At 65.6% G+C, this 18,209-nt stretch carries 15 protein-coding genes; 4 read left to right on the forward strand and 11 right to left on the reverse strand.

Annotation, left to right across the window (positions count from 1 at the left end; all coding sequences use genetic code 11):
- Positions 1-3: 3 nt before the first annotated feature.
- The 8 genes from E5P2_RS03710 to gmd form a co-directional block, all read right to left on the reverse strand.
- Positions 4-1,095, reverse strand: a complete 1,092-nt coding sequence (locus E5P2_RS03710) for a DegT/DnrJ/EryC1/StrS family aminotransferase (RefSeq protein ID WP_162565812.1) — start codon at positions 1,093-1,095, stop codon at positions 4-6.
- Complete coding sequence (locus E5P2_RS03715; protein WP_162565813.1) at positions 1,092-2,414, reverse strand: glycosyltransferase family 4 protein; 1,323 nt, start codon at positions 2,412-2,414, stop codon at positions 1,092-1,094. Before E5P2_RS03715 ends, E5P2_RS03710 begins: the two co-directional genes overlap by 4 nt.
- Entirely contained in the window at positions 2,411-3,448 is a 1,038-nt protein-coding gene (locus tag E5P2_RS03720; RefSeq protein WP_162565814.1) for a glycosyltransferase family 4 protein, read from the reverse strand. The genes E5P2_RS03715 and E5P2_RS03720 overlap by 4 nt, the downstream gene beginning before the upstream one ends.
- Positions 3,445-4,479 (reverse strand): glycosyltransferase family 4 protein, encoded by a 1,035-nt coding sequence (locus tag E5P2_RS03725; RefSeq protein WP_162565815.1) that lies wholly within the window; start codon positions 4,477-4,479, stop codon positions 3,445-3,447. Before E5P2_RS03725 ends, E5P2_RS03720 begins: the two co-directional genes overlap by 4 nt.
- Entirely contained in the window at positions 4,476-5,579 is a 1,104-nt protein-coding gene (locus tag E5P2_RS03730; RefSeq protein WP_162565816.1) for a DegT/DnrJ/EryC1/StrS family aminotransferase, read from the reverse strand. The genes E5P2_RS03725 and E5P2_RS03730 overlap by 4 nt, the downstream gene beginning before the upstream one ends.
- Positions 5,580-5,583: 4 nt before the next feature.
- Complete coding sequence (locus tag E5P2_RS03735; protein WP_162565817.1) at positions 5,584-6,216, reverse strand: acetyltransferase; 633 nt, start codon at positions 6,214-6,216, stop codon at positions 5,584-5,586.
- Positions 6,213-7,004 (reverse strand): hypothetical protein, encoded by a 792-nt coding sequence (locus tag E5P2_RS03740; RefSeq protein WP_162565818.1) that lies wholly within the window; start codon positions 7,002-7,004, stop codon positions 6,213-6,215. The genes E5P2_RS03735 and E5P2_RS03740 overlap by 4 nt, the downstream gene beginning before the upstream one ends.
- 124 nt (positions 7,005-7,128) lie before the next feature.
- A complete protein-coding gene (gene gmd / locus E5P2_RS03745) occupies positions 7,129-8,166 on the reverse strand; it encodes a GDP-mannose 4,6-dehydratase (RefSeq protein ID WP_162565819.1) in 1,038 nt (345 codons plus the stop codon).
- 393 nt (positions 8,167-8,559) lie between these two features.
- On the opposite strand from gmd, the gene E5P2_RS03750 reads away from it, so the two are divergent.
- The 4 genes from E5P2_RS03750 to E5P2_RS03765 are packed head-to-tail and all read left to right on the forward strand — an operon-like array spanning position 8,560 to position 15,117.
- Positions 8,560-10,881, forward strand: a complete 2,322-nt coding sequence (locus E5P2_RS03750) for a glycosyltransferase (protein ID WP_232080567.1) — start codon at positions 8,560-8,562, stop codon at positions 10,879-10,881.
- Between the two features lie 5 nt (positions 10,882-10,886).
- A complete protein-coding gene (locus E5P2_RS03755; protein WP_162565821.1) occupies positions 10,887-12,008 on the forward strand; it encodes a glycosyltransferase in 1,122 nt (373 codons plus the stop codon).
- 12 nt (positions 12,009-12,020) lie between these two features.
- Complete coding sequence (locus E5P2_RS03760) at positions 12,021-12,980, forward strand: GDP-L-fucose synthase family protein (RefSeq protein ID WP_162565822.1); 960 nt, start codon at positions 12,021-12,023, stop codon at positions 12,978-12,980.
- Positions 12,970-15,117, forward strand: a complete 2,148-nt coding sequence (locus tag E5P2_RS03765) for a glycosyltransferase family 4 protein (RefSeq protein ID WP_162565823.1) — start codon at positions 12,970-12,972, stop codon at positions 15,115-15,117. Before E5P2_RS03760 ends, E5P2_RS03765 begins: the two co-directional genes overlap by 11 nt.
- A gap of 6 nt (positions 15,118-15,123) precedes the next feature.
- Here the strand turns inward: E5P2_RS03765 and E5P2_RS03770 are convergent, their stop codons facing one another.
- Genes E5P2_RS03770 through E5P2_RS03780 form a run of 3 tightly spaced genes read right to left on the reverse strand, consistent with a single transcriptional unit; the run spans position 15,124 to position 18,061 of the window.
- Positions 15,124-15,840 (reverse strand): ABC transporter ATP-binding protein, encoded by a 717-nt coding sequence (locus E5P2_RS03770; RefSeq protein ID WP_162565824.1) that lies wholly within the window; start codon positions 15,838-15,840, stop codon positions 15,124-15,126.
- Between the two features lie 2 nt (positions 15,841-15,842).
- Positions 15,843-16,646 (reverse strand): ABC transporter permease, encoded by an 804-nt coding sequence (locus tag E5P2_RS03775; RefSeq protein ID WP_162565825.1) that lies wholly within the window; start codon positions 16,644-16,646, stop codon positions 15,843-15,845.
- Entirely contained in the window at positions 16,643-18,061 is a 1,419-nt protein-coding gene (locus E5P2_RS03780) for a mannose-1-phosphate guanylyltransferase/mannose-6-phosphate isomerase (RefSeq protein ID WP_162565826.1), read from the reverse strand. Before E5P2_RS03780 ends, E5P2_RS03775 begins: the two co-directional genes overlap by 4 nt.
- Positions 18,062-18,209: the final 148 nt, after the last annotated feature.

The raw sequence follows: 18,209 nt of genomic DNA on the forward strand, positions 1-18,209 counted from the left end.
ACCTCAATGCGCGAAGAACGCGCGTACCGCGTCGATCACCTGAGTGACCTCACTGTCGGCAAGTCCGGGAAAGCACGGCAGCGAAACCACCGTGTCGCACGCACGTTCGGTCTGCTCGAGCGTGCCGGAAACCTGCGCACCGGGATAGGCGGTCTGAAGGTGATCGGCCAGCGGATAGTGAACGTCGGTCGCGACATCCCGCGAGCGCAGATGCTCCCGGAAAGCATCCCGCCCATCGATGCGCACGACGTACAGGTGGCCGACATAGTCTTCCTGCGTCGACGGCGGCAGGCCGAGCGGCAAGTCGGCGAAGGCCGCGTTGTATCGGGCCGCGATCTGGCGCCTCTCGTTGTTGGCAGCGTCGAGATGCGGCAACTTCGCGCGCAGCACCGCGGCCTGAACTTCGTCGAGGCGGCTGTTGCGGCCGTGTGGCGTCGAGACGTGGTACTTGGTCGACCAGCCGTATTGGCGCAGCGTGCGCACGGCCTTCGCGATGGCGGGATCGTTGCAGACGACCGCACCACCGTCGCCCAACGCGCCGAGGTTCTTGGTTGGGTAGAAGCTGAAGCAGCCGATATCGCCGATGCTGCCTGCCCGGTGGCCGTTGCGCATGGCACCGTGCGATTGGGCACAGTCCTCGATCAGCTTGATGCCCGCCTTGCTCGCCATCGCCGCAAGCGCTTCGATGTCGGCCATCTGGCCGTAGAGATGGGTCACGATGACGGCCTTGGGGCCTTGCTGGATGGCCCGCTCGAACGCGGCGGCCGACATGTTCAATGTCTTTGCGTCGATATCGACATACAGCGGTTTGGCGCCGATGGCATGGATCGCCGTGCTCCCGTAAAAGCCGGCGTTGGCGACACAGGCGACGTGGTCGCCGGCTGCAACGTCCACGGCGCGCAGTGCAAGTTCGAGCGCATCGGTACCGTTGGCGAGCGACACGCACTCGGCCGCGCCGGCATGGGCGGCGAACTCCTGTTCGAACGCAGTGACCTCAGCGCCCAGGACGTACCAGTTGCTCCGGAGAACGCGAAGCAGGACCGACTCGAGATCCAGGCCTGCGTTCGCGGCCTTGGCAGAAAAGAGGGGAATCATGGAATGTTTTCTGGACTTGGGAGCCTGGGGGTAGTCTGGAACAATGCCAGCGGCTCGGCGATCTCGTCGGCCGTGAGCAGTGCGGGCGAGGCCTGCCAGCCGTCGAGTAACTCGCCCATCGTCTTCACCATTGCGAGCACCGGCCGCGCCGCAGCGGCGAGTCGCGACATTTCGATCAGGTTGGCAACGTAGGCATCGGCACTGAAGGTCCGTTTGGCCCACGCCTGGCCGCGCCGCGCCATCCCTCGCCTTGCGCCGGTGTCGGCCGCAAGTTCCTCGAGAACGGCCCGCAGGTCGGCGATCTCGCTGCTCGGTGCGACCTTGCGCACGCAATCGTCGGGCAGCTCGCTGTAGAAGGCGGCATCGGTAACCACGACAGCCTTTCCATAGAGGAGTGCCTCGATCGTGGTGGCGGAGGCGGCTTCGAAGCTGGGCCAGCGCAGGCAGCATGCCACGTCGGCTTCTGCCATCGCTTGCTGCAGCGCGGGGTCGCTCATCTCGCCCGAGATGGTCAAGTCGACGCCGAGCGTCCGTGCCAATGCCGAGAGCTCGTCTGCGACGTGCGGTTGAATCAGGCCGCAGAGCCGGTAGCTGACCGTCTCGCGCAAGCGTTCGCTGGTACCGATCGCGCGGATCACGCTGTCGACCCGCTTGTTGGGATTGACATGGCCGACCGTCACGATGCGCAGTCTTTCGTCGTCGCGTATGGCAGCCGGCACCGCACCGGGCGCGTCGTAGGGCAGTGCCAGCACGCTCAGCGGCCCGGCGCAGGACGCAGCCACGCGGTGCATTCCCCAGTGGCTGTGCGACACGACCGCCAGGGCTTCCGCGCAGACCCATTCGGTCATTGGATAGAGCTGGCTGGCCATGTCCATGAAGGCTTGCGGCGTCGAGGCCGAGGCCTCGAAGAACTCGAGGGGGGCCTGTTCTCCATACCAACGTTCGAGCACCGACGCGGCCTCTGTGGGTCGGCGATGCGACCATTCCGAAAACATGTGTGCCAAGAGGAAGTCATGCAGACACACGATCCCGGGCAGGCGGCCGAGCCAGTGCAGACCACCGCAGTGATAGGCGTAGTTGTTGCCGATCTGGTAGACGAGCGCATCGGCATCGTGCGTCACCTCTTCCACGTCGGCTTCGTCGTTCCACCGCAACACCGGGACCGTGCATGCATGCGGCACGGTGTCGAGCAGGTCGTCGCGCTCCGTGCGCACAATGACGGCCGTGTGGCCCAGACGCTCGAGGCTGGTCAGGAGCAGCGCCGTCACGCGACCGATCGCCGAGGCCGTTCCGAAGGGCGTGAAGAAGACCAGCTTCATGACAGCAGCGCCTGCACCGTCGAAGGCCAGTCGATGCCGAAGCTCTTCCAGCGCGCGTGCGCGGCCTGGCCGAACTCGCGCGAGCGCGCGGCATTGGCGCAGGCAGCGCTCATCGCTTGCGCCAGCGCCTGCACTGAAGGCTCGGCCACCCAGCCGGTCTCGCGATCCCTTGCCAGGCCGAGCACGCCGCCGCTGTCGGTGGTGCTGATCAGTGCCTTGCATGCAGTCGCGGCTTCCATGGCCACGTAGCTGAATGATTCCTCGTCGAAGGGCAGCGACGCGACGGCCGACGATCGATTGACATAGTCCGCGTATTCGCTGCGCGTGAGGAAACGCAGATCCAGGCGCACCCTGTCCTGGATGCCGAGACGCTCGACCGTCGATCGCAGGCGTTCGGCGTCGGCATCCGTGTCGGGCGGACCGGCGACGACGAGCCGCACGTTCGCGGCCGCGTGCGCCATGGCTTCCACCAGCAGGTGCTGGCGCTTTGCGCCGTTGACGCGGCCACCCGCGAAGACGTAGCCGTCGGCTGCACCGCCGACAAAGATTTCCGGATCGTTGATCGGTGCGCGCAACACCTCCGACCGGAAGCCGTTGTAGTGCGCCAGGCGCTTCTGGGTCACGTCCGAGATCGAGAAGATGCGATGCGCGCTTCTGAAGCACTCGTCGTCGGCGTTTCGGATCAATCGGCGGATGTCGTCGCCGAGTTCGCCCGCGGGCAGGTTCGTCTGGCCCGCGTCGTAGAGATCGTAGGCCTGCCGGTATTGGTGCACCAGCCACATCGTCTTGCGCGGATGAGGTGCCAGGTAGGCCGGGAATTTCAATGCGATCACGTGGTCGACATTCGGGATCTCGAAGGCACGTGCCATCAGCATCTGCGAGGGAATGCGGGTTGCCGGCTCCCACTGGAAAGGAACGCGCAGCACCTCCGCCTCGTGGCCCGCGATCTGGAGCTGCCGCTGCAGATGGCTGGCCATGGCTTCGGCGCCGCCGGAGACGAAGGGCGCCATGTTGTTGACGACGAGGACCTTCACGCGAGAAGCCTTTCGAGCACGTGCGGCCAGCCGATGTGCAGGGCGTCGATCCTCGCATTCGCTTCTTCGCCCATGCGGCGTGCTTCAGCGCGGTCCGCGTAGAGCCGGTCCATGGCCGCCGCGAGCGCCTCGGGGGCCGGATCGGACACCAGTCCGTCATGCCCGTGTCTCACGAACTCGAGCGGTCCCCCGGCGTCGGTGGTGGTGAGGATCGGCTTGCGTGCGTGCGCAGCCTCCAGGATCGGATAGCCGTACGAGTCTTCATCCAGCGGCACATAGGCGGCGGCAAGACAGTCGGCGAGATGGTTCTCCTTTTCCGCCTCACTGATCCAGCGTTCGTCCAGCACGACCCTGTCGCCGAGGCCGTGTGCCGCAACCTGCCGTGCCAGTTGCTGCGGGTAGTCCGGCCCGCTGCTGCGTCCCGCGATGCGCAGTCGCACGGGCGTCCTGCAATGGCTCAGGGCTTCGATCAGCAGATGCTGGCGCTTGTGGTGCTCGATGCGGCAGATGCAGACGATCTCGTCGTTCATCGACCGATGATGAAAGCGCTCCGGCTTGTAGACGGGAGGGAAGAGCGGCTCGCTGTCCACGCCGTTGTAGCGACGCAGGCGTTCCGACACGACACTTGAATTCGAGAAGACACGCTGCGCCTCGGTCAGCGCCGCGGTATCGGCGGCGCGCAACGCGTCGCGGATACCGCGGTATTTCGCATCATCGGGGAAGCTGCGGTAGGGACTGTCCCACAAGTCGTAGAACACGCGCAGGTGATGGATGAACCAGACGATCTTGTGCGGATGCGGGATCAGATGGGACTGCGGCCGAAAACAGATGATCCGGTCTGCAGCGGAAAGGTCGACGAAGCGATAGGCCGCCATCTGCTTGAAGAGCAATTCCGGCTCGTCCGCCTCGGGAAGATAGATGCGCTCGACCCGATGCCCTGCTTCGAGAAGCATGGCCTCGAGCCATTCGACGATGTTCCTGTAGCCGCCGTTGACGAATGGGACGAAGGACGAACAAAGCGCAATCTTCATCGGCCCACGGCTTGGCGCAACGCAACCGCGATGCGGTTGACGTCGTCTTGGGTCAGGTCCTGGTGCGTCGGCAGGTTGATGCCACGCTGAGCCCACTCGTCGGCCACAGGATAGGTCTTGTCTTCCAGATAGGGCGGCAGAACGTGCATCGGGTAGAACACCGGCCGCGTCTCGATGCCCTGTTCTTCGAGCGCCCGCATGACCGCGTCGCGCCGCTCTTCGCCGCCTTCGCGCAGGTAGACCGTGTACATCCAGTAGACATGCTGCATGCCTGGCTGCGTGGTCGGCAACACCAAGGCGTCGGCGAGTGGGGCAAGTGCCTTGTCATAGATGCGCGCGAGCGCCTGGCGTTCGCTCAGCGCCGCATCGATCGTCTCCATCTGCGCCAGTCCGATCGCGGCCTGGATGTTCGTCATGCGGTAGTTGTAGCCGATCACCGGAAACCAGTAGCGTCGCTTCGGGTCGACGCCCTGGCCGCGATAGAGGCGCAGCCTGGCTGCGATCTCGTCGTCATTGGTCGTCACCATGCCGCCCTCGCCGGTCGTGACGATCTTGTTGCCGAAGAAACTGAAGATCGCACAGTCGCCGATGCCCCCGACACGCTGGCCGTTCACTTCGGCGCCGTGGGCTTCGGCGGCGTCTTCGAGCACCCAGAGCTTGTGCTTGCGCGCGATCGCCATCACCGCCTCCATCTGGGCCGGGTGTCCGTAGAGATGTACCGGAATGATGCCGCGCGTGCGGGGCGTGATGGCGCGTTCGATCTGATTCGGATCGATGTTCATCGTGTCGGCGCTCACATCGACGAGCACCGGCGTCGCGCCGCAGTACTTGACGGCGTTGGCGGTCGCGATGTAGGTCACCGTGGGAACGATGACCTCGTCACCCGGCTTCAGGTCGAGAGCGACCAATGCGAGATGGAGCGCGGTCGTTCCGTTGTTGGCGGCGACCGCGTGCTTCACGCCGCAGAACGCCGCAAAGGATTCCTCGAAGGCGGCAATGTACTTGCCGTTCGACGAGATCCAGCTGGTGTCGAGACAGTCGAGCACGTACTTGCGTTCATTGCCTGCCAGTCTCGGCTGGGCCACTGCGATTCGGTTCATAGGTCTACCCTCTTCGGTTTATTTGTCTCGCAGGCACGCCGGCAACTCTGATGTTTGGCTCGATGTCCGAGATGATGATGGAACCCGCGCCTGCCACCACGTCGGGCCCGATGGACACGCCCGGAATGACCTTGCTGCCGATCCCCAGGAACGCGCGCGGGCCGACGGTGACGTTGCCTGCGAGCCCGCATTGCGGCGCGACATGCGCTGCCTCGCCGATGCGGCCATCGTGGTCGACGCTCGCCGACGTGTTGATGATCGCGAGGTCGGCGATCGTCGTGTCCGCATTGACGACCGCGCCGGCCATGATCGCGATACCTTTGCCGAGCCGCACGGTCGGGGACAGCACCGCAGCCGGACTGATGGCATTGACCAGTTCGTAGCCGAGTGCAGTCACCGACGCCGCCAGGCGCTGCCGGATCGCGTTGGCGCCGATCGCGACGAAGGCAAGGGCGTGGCCCTCCGCGCGCAGCCGGGCAAGGTGCTCGTCGCCGCGCAGCACCGGCACGTCCAGGCACCGGTCGCCGCTTTCGGCACCGCCGATGCAGCAGGCCACCGACACCCCCATGGCGCGCAGCAGTTCGATGCACACCTTGGCATGGCCACCCGCCCCAATGACGATGACATCCTGCCTCACAGCGCGCCTTGTGCCCGGCGCCAGGCGTTTGCGCCCTCGCGGGCAAGGAACAGGTTATGCGGCAGCGCATCGTCCGCGCTGTGCATCGAGGCGTCCTGCAGGACGCCGGATTCAGGGTCGATCGCCTTGGCGACAAGCCCCAGGTGTGCGAAGACCCGTGGCCAGTCGGGATTCGAATGCCGTGCGTTGGGATGATGCGATGCATCGAAGGCGACGATCAGCGCCATGTGCGGGTTGCGGGACACGATCGATGCGATCTCGTCCAGCATGCCCGGTTCGAAACGCGCGGCATCGATCTTCAGCACGGCGATCGCGCCCTGCACTTCCGCATGGGCCCCGAATTCGGCGAACGTTCCGGCCGGCTGCAGCAGGTTTTGAATCAGGGCGCTGGTGGCGCGAGTTGCGAGGCGGGAGCGCAGCGCGTCCTGCGATGCCTTGAGTTCGCGCTTGACGCTCATGGTGTGCGCTGACAGCAGGCGTTCCGTCGCTTCCTGTTGGGCGCGTTTGTGCGCAGCCAGATCCTTGGCGATCTGCTGCCGAATCTGGTGGATCTCCGTGACCAGAGGCGCCATGAGATAGGCGCGGGTGCGGAACGCGAGGGGACTGCCCACGGGGCGGAAGATCTTGTAGACCCCTCGCGCGAAGGGCTTGATCCAGCGCTTGATTCGCGCGCGAAAACCCTGGCCGCCAGCACCTGTGCCGGCCTGCGCCGCGCTGCCGGCCTGCAGGTGATGCGCCTGCGCGGAAATTGCCTTGGCTCTCGACGACAGCGCGACGCGGATGTCCACGCCGGTTCTTTCAGTGTTCTTCATGGTCTCCATCGAAACGCCTGTTGCGGCACAAAACATGAGACCCACCCGCGCGCCACCTTGGCCGCGGCTCCCCATCGATGCTGGCAACCCGAGCGACGCCCTAGAACGAACGCCCCTCGGCATTCCGCCGAAGATCGGCCTTCACCATCATCGCGCACAACTCTTCCAGCGTGGTCTTGGGCTCCCAGCCGAGCTTCTCTTTGGCGCGCGCCGGATTGCCGATCAGCAGATCCACTTCGGCGGGCCGATAGAACTTGGGATTGACGCTGACCAGTGTCTTGCCGGTCTTGACGTCAATGCCCACTTCGTTCTGTTCCGCGCCCTCGAAGCGAAGTTCGTAGCCCGCGGCCTTGAAGGCCATGTCGACGAATTCCCGAACCGTCTCGGTCCGGTTGGTCGCGAGCACGAAGCTGTCGGGCTCCTTGGCCTGCAGCATCATCCACATGCCTTCCACGTATTCCTTGGCAAAGCCCCAGTCGCGCTTGGAATCCAGATTGCCGAGTTCGAGCGCGTCGAGCTTGCCCAGCTTGATCTTGGCCACGCCATCGGTGATCTTGCGCGTCACGAACTCGCGTCCCCGCAGCGGGCTTTCGTGGTTGAACAGGATGCCGCTGCAGCCGAAGATGTCGTAGCTCTCGCGGTAGTTGATGGTCATCCAGTGCGCGAACAGCTTGGCGACGCCATAGGGGCTGCGGGGGTAGAAGGGCGTCTCCTCGACCTGCGGAATGGCCTGCACCTTGCCGAACATCTCGGAAGTGGAGGCTTGGTAAAAGCGGATCTTCGGATTGGTCAGGCGGATGGCCTCGAGCAGATGCAGCGCGCCCATGCCCGTGATCTGCGCCGTGGCGTCGGGTTGGTTGAAGCTGACGCCGACGAAGCTCTGGGCGGCGAGGTTGTACACCTCGTCGGGTACGGCCTCCTTCATCAGCGTCATCGAGCTGCCGAGGTCGGTGAGGTCGTACTCGATCAGATGCAGGTCAGGGTTGTCTTGTATACCCAGTTCCTCGATGCGCCAGAAATTGACCGAGCTGGTCCTGCGATAGGTGCCATAGACCACGTAGCCCTTGCTCAACAGGAGCTCGGCCAGATAGGCGCCATCCTGGCCGGTGATACCTGTGACTACTGCGCGTTTCTTCATGAAGACTTTCCGATAGGGACGAAGCGCCGCCTGCGCGACGCCGAACCCGGGGATTTTGCCTGAAGCGGGCAGGGTACTTTCACCCCGGGACCCTTGAAACGCGGCGCGGAGGCTGACAGACACCCGGATGGGCCACCGTAAAATCTGGCGGAATGCTTCTGGGGGAGCTCGTGCAGGTGCGTCAGTCCTTCGACGGGAGAGCGGCCTTCATGCGGCAATCCGTCGGGCTGCGACCCGGTCCGAGTTGGAATGAGCCACAGCGCTTCATTCCTCACCGCTGGATACATTTTTTTCCATCCTTGTGGTTTGGCGCCTCACGTGGCGTCTCTTTCCCCATTTGGCGGACGCGCGCTCGGCTTCGATCCTCTATGCTTTTGAGATGACTATTTTTCGATGATGAGCGAATACAAACCACGGCTTGCGCTGGACATGTACGTGCTGGCCCAGGGCATCAAGACGGGCGTCTACCGGGTCTGCGACGAACTCTTTGCACGCCTGGCGGCGTCGCCGCGCTTCGATGTCCGCACGCTCATCCGGGAGGGCGACGAAGACCGGGCCGCGGAGTACATCGAAGCGAAGGGCCTGCGCGCCGATCGCGCCGCGAAGCCTGCTGATGCCGACATCCTCTTCTCGCCCTTCGGGGTGGCGCCGCGCCCATGGCTGGACGATGCGCAGCGGCTTCGGGCGCACCTCGTCTACGACCTGATCGCAATCCATCGGCCGGACTACTTCACCCCGGAGGCCTCGGCCGAGGTCCGCGGCATCATCGCCAGCCTGGACGAAGAAACCGTCATCTTCGCGATCTCCGAGCACACGCGGGAGGAACTGCTCGCCTATCGGCCGGACCTTCGCCCCGAGCAGGTCACCGTGATCCCGCTCGCCGCCGGCGCCTGGTTCAAGCCCTGCGAGGACCGCAGCGAAAAGGCCGCCGTACGCGCCAAGCACGGGATTCCTTCGGATGTTCCTTACGTCCTGAGCCTCGCGACGCTGGAGATCCGCAAGAACCTCGACCAGGTGGTGCGCGCCTTCGTTCGCTTTCTCGAACTGAATCCGACCAGTGCCATGCGCCTGGTCCTGGCCGGCATGTCGGGCTGGAAGCTCGAGAAGCTGAACGAAGCCCTGGCCGCCGCGGGCACGTGGCGCAACCGGATCATCCTGACCGGCTTCGTCGAGGATGCCGAACTCTCGCCGCTCTACAGCGATGCGACCTGCTTCGTCTACCTGTCGCGCTATGAAGGCTTCGGCCTGCCGCCGCTGGAGGCGATGGCCTGCGGTACACCCGTGATCTGTGCCGACAACTCCTCGCTGCCCGAGGTCGTCGGCGATGCCGGCATCGCCGTGGATGCCGACGACGTGGAGGCGGCCGCGCAGGGCATCCAGCGCATCGCTGGCTCGGACCTGTTCAGGGAAGAGCTCTCCCGCAAGGGCCTCCGGAGAGCGCGGCTCTTCGATTGGGACCGCTGCGCGCAGATCGTGGCCGACACGCTCGCCGCTGCCTACGCGCGCCATGCCGCCCAGCCTTCCCATCATGAAGCCGGCTTCTCCGGTTACAAGAACGGTAGCAGGGGACCCGCCTTTGCCGCCTGCGGCCCGGCTGTGCCCGATCGGTGCGACGGCGCCTGGCCGCTCTGGCGCCATGGGTTGGCCGCTCCGTGCCCACCTCACCGGACGGAGGGCGGCTTGCGCATGCGAGGACAGCTGAAGCGAGGCACGCCGGACGAACCGCTGGTCAGCTACGTCACCATCGTGCGCAACAACGCGGCAACGCTGGCTCGAACCATCGAGAGCGTGCAGTTGCAGAGCTACGCGAACGTCGAGCACATCGTGCTGGATGGCGCGTCGACCGATGGCACGCTGGAACTCATCAAGCAGCATGCCGACCGACTCGACTACTTTGCATCGGAACCCGATGGCGGGCTCTATGACGCGCTCAACAAGGTCATACCGCTGGCGCGCGGGCAACTGATCTGCGTTCTGAATTCGGACGACTGGCTCGAGCCGGATGCGGCGGAAATCGCGGCCCACCGGATGCGCGCGGAGAGTTCGCAGCCCGCCATGCTGCTGTCTGCCGCACTCGTGGAGGCCAGCGATGTCCTCCACCCGTGGCCGCCCGCATTCGTCCATCCGGGCAGCTACTTCACCTGCGCGCACGATTGCCACAATGCGATCTACGCGACCCGCGCGGCCTACGAACGCACGGGGCCCTACGACGCCTCCTACAAGATCGCGGCCGACTTCAAATGGATCATGGCGTGCCTGGACGCCGGCGTGAGATTCGTCTATTCGAAGGAGGCGACCGTCAACTACTCGCTGGGCGGCACATCGAGCGATACCGGCAGGCACAGCATCGAGTGCAAGCGGGTGGTGGCGGATCGCTTTCCCTGTCTCCTGCCCGCCGAGGTCGACGGCCTCTACGACTGCTTCTTTTCGCTGCCGGGCGTGGAGCTTGGCACCCGGTCCGATCGCACCGTCGATCACATTCACTTCCTGCAGGCCCTCTTCACGAAGTACAGCGACAAGCCCGAGCTGCTGAATGCCTTCGGCTGGGCATCCATCACGACGCTGAAGCATCCGCTCGACGCGCCGACGGTCGACACCGCCAGGGACGAATCCTCCATCGCGCGAGCCCTCAAGGACGCTGCCAAGAGCGTGCTGGGCAAGTATCCCTGGCTCTACGACGCTGCCGCAGGCGGGTATCGTCGATTGAAGGGGTGACCGGGATGGCTCGCATCGCCTATGTCGATCACTCCTTTCATCAAACCACGCTCTCGACCGCTTTCCTGCCGGATCTGCTGACGCGCCACGGCCATGCGGTCGACCATTTCTGGGACGAGGCCTGGCGCGGAGGCGCGCCGGTGCGCTTCGCGGACGTGGCATCGCACGATGCCGTGATCATGTTCCAGTCCTATTGCCCGCCGGAGGGCCGGTACTTCAGGCACAGGCATCCGAACGTCGTGTACGTGCCCATGCTCGATCAGTTCGGGTTCTGGAACGGACCGCACCACGACTTCTCCGGTTTCTGGGAGCCGTTCCAGGGTTCCAAGGTGCTGAATTTCTCCAATGCCGCGCATTGCATGACGCAGGCCTTCGGCATCGCCAGCCACTTCGTGCGCTACTACCAGCCTGCGCGCGAGCGGCCATCGCCACCGGCCGAAGGGCTGCATGGCTTCTTCTGGGTGCGCCGCGAACTGGAGCTGCCCTGGCGGTCGATTCGCAAGCTGATCGAAAACGAAGCATTCGACAGCTTCCATGTCCACTTGGCGGCCGATCCGGGCACCCCGCCGCCGGAACCGCCGACGGCCGAGGACATCGCGAAGCACCACATCACCCTGTCGACATGGTTCGACGACAAGGCGGATCTCGAGGCCGTGCTCGACCGTGCCAACGTCTTCTTCGCGCCGCGTCCGGAAGAGGGCATCGGGCAGTCATTCCTCGAGGCAATGGGCCGCGGCCAATGCGTGGTGGCGCCCAACCAGGGCACGATGAACGAGTACATCGTGCCGGGGCTCAACGGGTTGCTCTACGACGTCCACGATCCGCGGCCGCTCGATTTCTCCGCGGCGGCCGAGCTGGGCGCGCGTGGCAGGGACAGTACAGCCACGGGCCGTGCGCGCTGGGAGGCCGCAGAGGCCGAACTCGTGCGCTTCCTGCTGACGCCGAGCGAGGCGCTGTACCACGGGAAGTACCAGCATTCGTTCGCCGGTGTCGCGGCGCGGCAGGCGGTGCAGACGCCGGCCGTCGGCGGCCTGCGCGGCGCGGCGCAGCGCTATGCGATCTTTCGTTGCACGCGATTCATCTGGCACCCGATGGTCCGCTGGGTGCGGCAGCTCTCGGGGCACTGACGGAGGCTCTTCATGGAAACCAGGAAAGTATTTGTCGCCGGTCATTCAGGGCTCGTGGGTTCCGCCACGCTGCGTGCATTGAGCGGCGATCCGCGCCTGCAGGTGCTGACCCGCACGCATGCCGAACTCGACCTCGAGGACCGCAGCGCGACCCGCGCGTTCCTCCTCGACGAGCGGCCCGATCACATCGTGATGTGCGCGGCCAAGGTGGGCGGCATCCTTGCCAACTCGAACGACCCGGTCGACTTCCTGCACCGGAACCTGGGCATCCAGCTCAGCGTCTTCGACGCCGCCTATGAGGCGGGCGTCGATCGAATGATCTTTCTCGGCTCCTCGTGCATCTATCCCCGCGACTGTCCGCAGCCGATCAAGGAAGAATATCTGCTGACCGGGCCGCTGGAGGCCACCAATCGGCCCTATGCGCTGGCCAAGATCGCCGGTGTCGAGTCCTGCTGGGCATTCAACCGCCAGTACGGCCGCCGCTTTCTCGCCGTCATGCCGACCAACATGTACGGGCCGGGCGACAATTTTCACGCGCAGAACTCGCATGTCCTGCCGGCACTCATCCGGCGCTTCCACGAGGCGAAGGTCCGGCGCGATCCGTCCGTGACGGTCTGGGGTTCCGGCACGCCGAGAAGAGAGTTCATGTTCTCTTCGGACATCGGCGATGCCATCGCTTTCCTGCTCGCGCTGCCGGATCCGCAGTTCACGCACCTGACGCGCCCCGAACAGGCGCCCTTGATCAACATCGGTGTGGGCGAAGACGTCACGATCCGCGAGGTGGCGGAACGCATCAGGGCGACGGTCGGGTACCGGGGCGAGCTGGCGTTCGACGCCAGCAAGCCCGATGGAACGCCGCGCAAGCTGCTCGATGTCAGTCGCATGTCCGAACTGGGATGGAAAGCCTCGACGGACCTCGACACAGGCCTTCGAGCGGCCTACGCCGCCTATCTGCAGCACCATGCCTCATAGCCCGGTCGTCCGCTATGTGCTCAAGGCGGCGAAAGGGGCGTGGTGGCTGGCGACGCCATGGCGCCTGCGTGAGCGGCTCGCATTCAGGCAGGGGCAGGCGATTGCCGCGGCCCGCACGGCCGAGCTGCAGCTGCTCGTTCGGCATGAGGAGGCGCGCGTGGCCACGCGGGGGCGAGGCGAAGGCGTTGCGCCGGACCGCGTGCTCGATCTCTTCTCCGACGAAGATGCGTCCGATGCCGCAGGCCTGCCTCTCGGCGCGCTGCTGTGGGCGCCGCTCTCGCCCGGCGACATTCGCGACCCTGAGTCCGCGGCACGTTTTCTGATCGATCTCCTGCGCGGACGCGGTGATTTCCAGGCGCGCTGCCCGGGAGCGCCGATCGGCGGCAGCCCCGAGGCGCTCGGACTGTGGCTTCGGCGCGATGGCTCCACTGAACTCGGCGAAGACGCCGCCAGGCACCTCGCCGATGCGCTGGACGCAGGCCCGGGCAAGAGGGCGCGCCAGGCCTATCTGGCGCACGAGCGCATCGGGTCCGTCCTGCCGCACGGCCTCACGCCGGCCGGCATGCGCCGCCTCTTTCGATGGTTCATGCGCACCGGCAGGGACGAATGCCAGCTTCGGCTGGAGGAGGTCTGGTGGCTGTTTCTCGACGCCGCGCATGCGCCCGAGCACGAACTGATGCTCGCCTACGCGTTCTCGCCGGCCTGGCAGCACGCGCATCCGGACGGAATGACCGTGTTCGGCCGGGATGCTTTCGCGCAATGGTTTCGCGCGGAGTACGGCGCCGAGGGTGCGTGGCTCGATCCTCTGCGGTGGCCGGACCTGCAGCCCCCGGCACAGCAGATTCGAAGCAGCTACGCCATTCGCGCCGATTGGCAGGCGGCCCATCCCGAAGCATTCGACGGCGACCCCGGCCGCGCGCGCGCCTTGGTGGCCTGGCTGTCATCACCGGAGGCCGGGCTGCCCGCATCGGTTCGCGACGGTTGCCGCCGGTGGGACGCGGCCGCGGTCGCCGCCGAACTGGGGCGTCCCGGGGTGAACGTGATCGGGCATTTCTGCTATCCCTCGGGCCTGCGCGTTTCCGTCGAATCCATGGTCGGCGCGATGCAGGCGGCGGGCGTGCCGACATCGTTGCGCGATGTGCTGACCGATTCGAGGGATGAACCCCGCCACGTCGAATACCGGGGATTGGAATGCCACGACGTGACCATCCTCCATACGCAGCCGGAGCCCTTTCTCGACCTGGCCTATGCGCGTGCCCATTTGTCGGAGCGGGTGCCGCGCAGCTACAGGATCGCGTACTGGTATTGGGAGTTCGATGCGATCCCCGACGCATGGATCGCGCATGCGAAAGACGTCGACGAAGTCTGGGCGGCCACGGAGTTCGTGGCACGCGGTCTGCGCGCGCGACTCCCGCTGCCGGTTCGGACGCTGTTCCCGGGCGTCAGGCTGGCGCCGTTCGGACGGCGCGGCAAGGCGCATTTCGGACTGCCCGAGAACACGTTCACGTTTCTCTTCACCTTCCACATGGTCAGCGTGATGGAGCGCAAGAATCCGCTCGGCCTCATCCGCGCCTTCAAGGCGGCTTTCACGGAAGAGGAGCCGGTGCGGCTGGTGCTGAAGACGTCCTTCAGCGACCGGTATCCGGCGGAGTTCAATGCATTGCGAAGCGCAGCCGCCGCGGCGGGCGCTGCGATCACGCTCATCGACGAGGTCTACACCCCCGACGAGGTCCTGTCGCTGATGGATGCCTGCGATGCCTATGTTTCGCTCCACCGCAGCGAAGGGCTTGGCCTGACGCTGGCCGAAGCGATGCTGATGGGCAAGCCCGTGATCGCCACCGCGTTCTCCGGCAACATGGACTTCATGGACGACGGCAACAGCTTGCTGGTCCCCTATGAACTCGTGAAGCTCGATGAGCCGATCCCGCCCTACGACGCGGGCCTGCAATGGGCCGAACCGTCGCTCGACCATGCGGCGCAGCTGATGCATCGCCTCTACGAGAACCAGGCCTGGGCGCGCGAGCTCGGTGCGCGCGGCAAGGCGAGCGCCGAGGCCAACCTGTCGCTGCCGGCCGCTGGCCGCAGGATCGCCGCGCGGCTCGAAGAGATCAGGGCCTTGCGGCGCGTCCCGCGCTGACGCCGATCAGCCTTCGTTGATCCGCTGCTCCACGATCCGCCCGTGCTCCAGGTGGATCACCCGGTTGCATTCCTTGGCGATCAGGGCCGGCGAATGCGAGGCCAGCACCAGGATGCCGGACTTGGCGACCACGTCCTTCATCCGCTTCTCGGCCTTCTCGGTGAACTCGGCATCGCCGACCGACAGCCATTCGTCCATCAGCAGGATGTCGGCCTGCACGCTGGTCGAGATCGAGAACGCCAGCCGCATCATCATCCCGGTGGAGTAGGTGCGCACCGGCATGTTGACGTACTCGCCGAGGCCGCTGAACTCGCAGATCTCGGGGGTGAGCGCATCGATCTGCTTCTTGCTCATGCCCATCACGAGGCCGCGCAGCATGATGTTCTCGACGCCCGAGGCGTCCGCTTCGATGCCCAGCGAAGGGTCGATCAGGCTGGAGACCGTTCCTTCGCGCACGAACTCGCCCGAGGACGGCTCGTAGACACCGGCCAGCGCGCGCAGCAGCGTCGACTTGCCGGCGCCGTTGTGGCCGATCAGCCCGAGGCGGTCGCCGCTCTTCAACTCGAGGTTGATGTCGCTCAGCGCCTGCACCACGTTGACGCCGGTCTCCTTGCCGAAGCGCCCGCCCGTGACCGATGCCGCCAGCGTCTTCTTCAGCGAGGCGGCGCCGGCGCCGTAGATGGGGAAGTTGACCGAGACGTTCTTGAGGGAAATGAAAGCCATGTTTACAGCCAGTAGACGACGCGGCGGCGGTATTTCGCGAACAGGGCGGCCGACAGGCCCAGGCTCAGCGCCGTCCACACCAGGATGCCCCACCAGTTGTGGACTTCCGCCACGCCGCCCATCAGCGGCGTGCGCAGCAGGTCGAGCATTTCGGCGAAGGGGTTGTAGAGGATGTACTTGGCGCGCCCGGGCAAGGTGGACGGCAGCCAGAACACCGGCGTCAGGAACATCAGCATCTGCATCACGCTGGTCACGATCTGGGTCACGTCGCGAAAGCGCGTGCAGACCAGCCCGAGTGCGAGACCGATGGCCTGCGCATTGACCAGCACCAGCAGGAAGGCCGGGATGAAGAGCAGCGCCGACCACGACAGCGTGATGCCGGCCCACAGCGCCACCGGCACGTACAGCACGATCTGATGCGCGAACTGGATCAGGTTGCGCGCCATGCTGCGCCACACGAACAGGCTGATCGGGAAATAGCCCTGCTTGAGGTAGTTGGCCGAGCCGATGAAGGCGTTGCACGAGTCCGTCACCATGCTGGAGAAGAAGCTCCAGAAGATCAGGCCGAGCGCGAGGTGGGGAAAGAACTCGGACAGCTTGGTGCCGAACAGCGAGCTGTAGAGCGGCCCCATGCCGGCGATCATGACCCCCATGCTGAGCGTGAGCCACAGCGGGCCGAGCATCGAGCGGCGGTAGCGCAACACGACGTCGAACCAGGCCAGCGTCCACCAGATGTCGGTGCGGCGGGTGCCTTCCCACCAGTCCGCCCACGCGCTGCGGCGAATGTTCGATTGGGCTTGACTCATACGCGCCCGTAGGTGTCGGCCAGACGCACGATGTCGTCTTCGCCGAGGTACCCACCGCACTGGACTTCGATGAGCACCAGCTCGTCCTTGCCGATGTTGGTCAAACGATGCTTCTCCTTGAGCGGGATGTAACGGTACTGGCCGGGCAGGGTTTCGTGCTCCACCTCGCCGACCTGCACGATCGCCTTGCCCTGCACCACCACCCAGTGCTCCGCGCGCTGGTGGTGGTACTGGAGCGACAGCGACTCGCCCGGCTTGACCGTGATGCGCTTGACCTTGTAGCCGTCTTCTTCCTTGAGCGATGCGTAGGTGCCCCAGGGACGGTGGACCACGGCCGGCAGGTGCACGGTCTCGTGCTTGCGGGCCTTGAGCGTATCGACCACTTGCTTGACCTTCTGCGCGCTGTCCTTGTGGGCGACCAGCAGCGCATCGGGCGTGTCGACGATCACCAGGTCATGCACGCCCAGCGTGGCCACCATCTTCGGTCCGTGGCTGTGCACCTCGACATGGGTGCCGGTGGTGTCGATCGCGACCACGTCGCGCGGCATCGTGTTGCCGCTCGCGTCGGGCGTGTGCGCACGCGCGACGGAAGGCCAGGAACCGACATCGCTCCAGCTGAACTTGGCGGGCACCACGTGCACGTTGTCGGCGCGCTCCATCACCGCGTAGTCGATGCTGATGTCCGGTTGCAGGCCGAAGGCGTGCAGGTCGAACTGGACCGTGTCCTTGGTGCTCTGCGAGCTCTCCAGTGCACGGCGCGCGGCCGCCAGCAGCTCGGGCGCGCAGCGCTCGAAGGCCGAGACGATCGCGTCGGCCGTGAAGCAGAACATGCCGCTGTTCCAGTAGTAGCGCCCCGTGGCGAGGTAGTCCTGCGCGGTCTGGAGATCGGGCTTCTCGACGAAGCGCTTGGCCGGCTGGCTGTCGCGCGAGACGTGCTCGACCTCGACGTAGCCGAAGCCGGTGTCCGGGCTGGTGGGGCTGATGCCGAAGACCACCAGCGCGCCCTTCTCGGCGAGCCGGAAGGCCTGGCTCGCGCTGGCCACGAAGGCGTCGACATTGGGCACCAGGTGATCGGCCGAGAGCACCAGCATCACCGTCTCGCCGCCGAACTTGCGGATGCATTCGAGCGCCGCCAGCGCGATCGCCGGGCCGGTGTTGCGGCCCCGGGGCTCGAGCAGCAGGGTCGCTTCGGGCGGATCCGCCATCTGGCGCAGCACGTCCTTGGTGAGGAACAGGTGGTCCTTGTTGGTCACGACCATCAGGTCGCCCGTGCCGCAGGCCTGGCCGCGTTCGATGGCCTGCTGCAGCAGCGTCGAGCCTCCGAGCTTCATGAAAGGCTTGGGGAAGGCCTGCCGCGAGGCGGGCCAAAGGCGGGAGCCTGCGCCTCCGGAGAGCACAACTGAAAGCACGTGCATTTTTTTGAGGGTGTGAAGGGAGTGGATAATTTTACCGGCCCCGGTTCGGGGCCCCGTGACGATGCCCATGCCGCTTCAGGCACAGATGACCGACCATGCTCTTGATTGCCGCCAGTGATGTTCAGTAAGCCCACGTTGCCGGCATCGC

It is taken from the genome of Variovorax sp. SRS16 (assembly GCF_901827165.1).
Taxonomy (GTDB): Bacteria; Pseudomonadota; Gammaproteobacteria; order Burkholderiales; family Burkholderiaceae_C; genus Variovorax.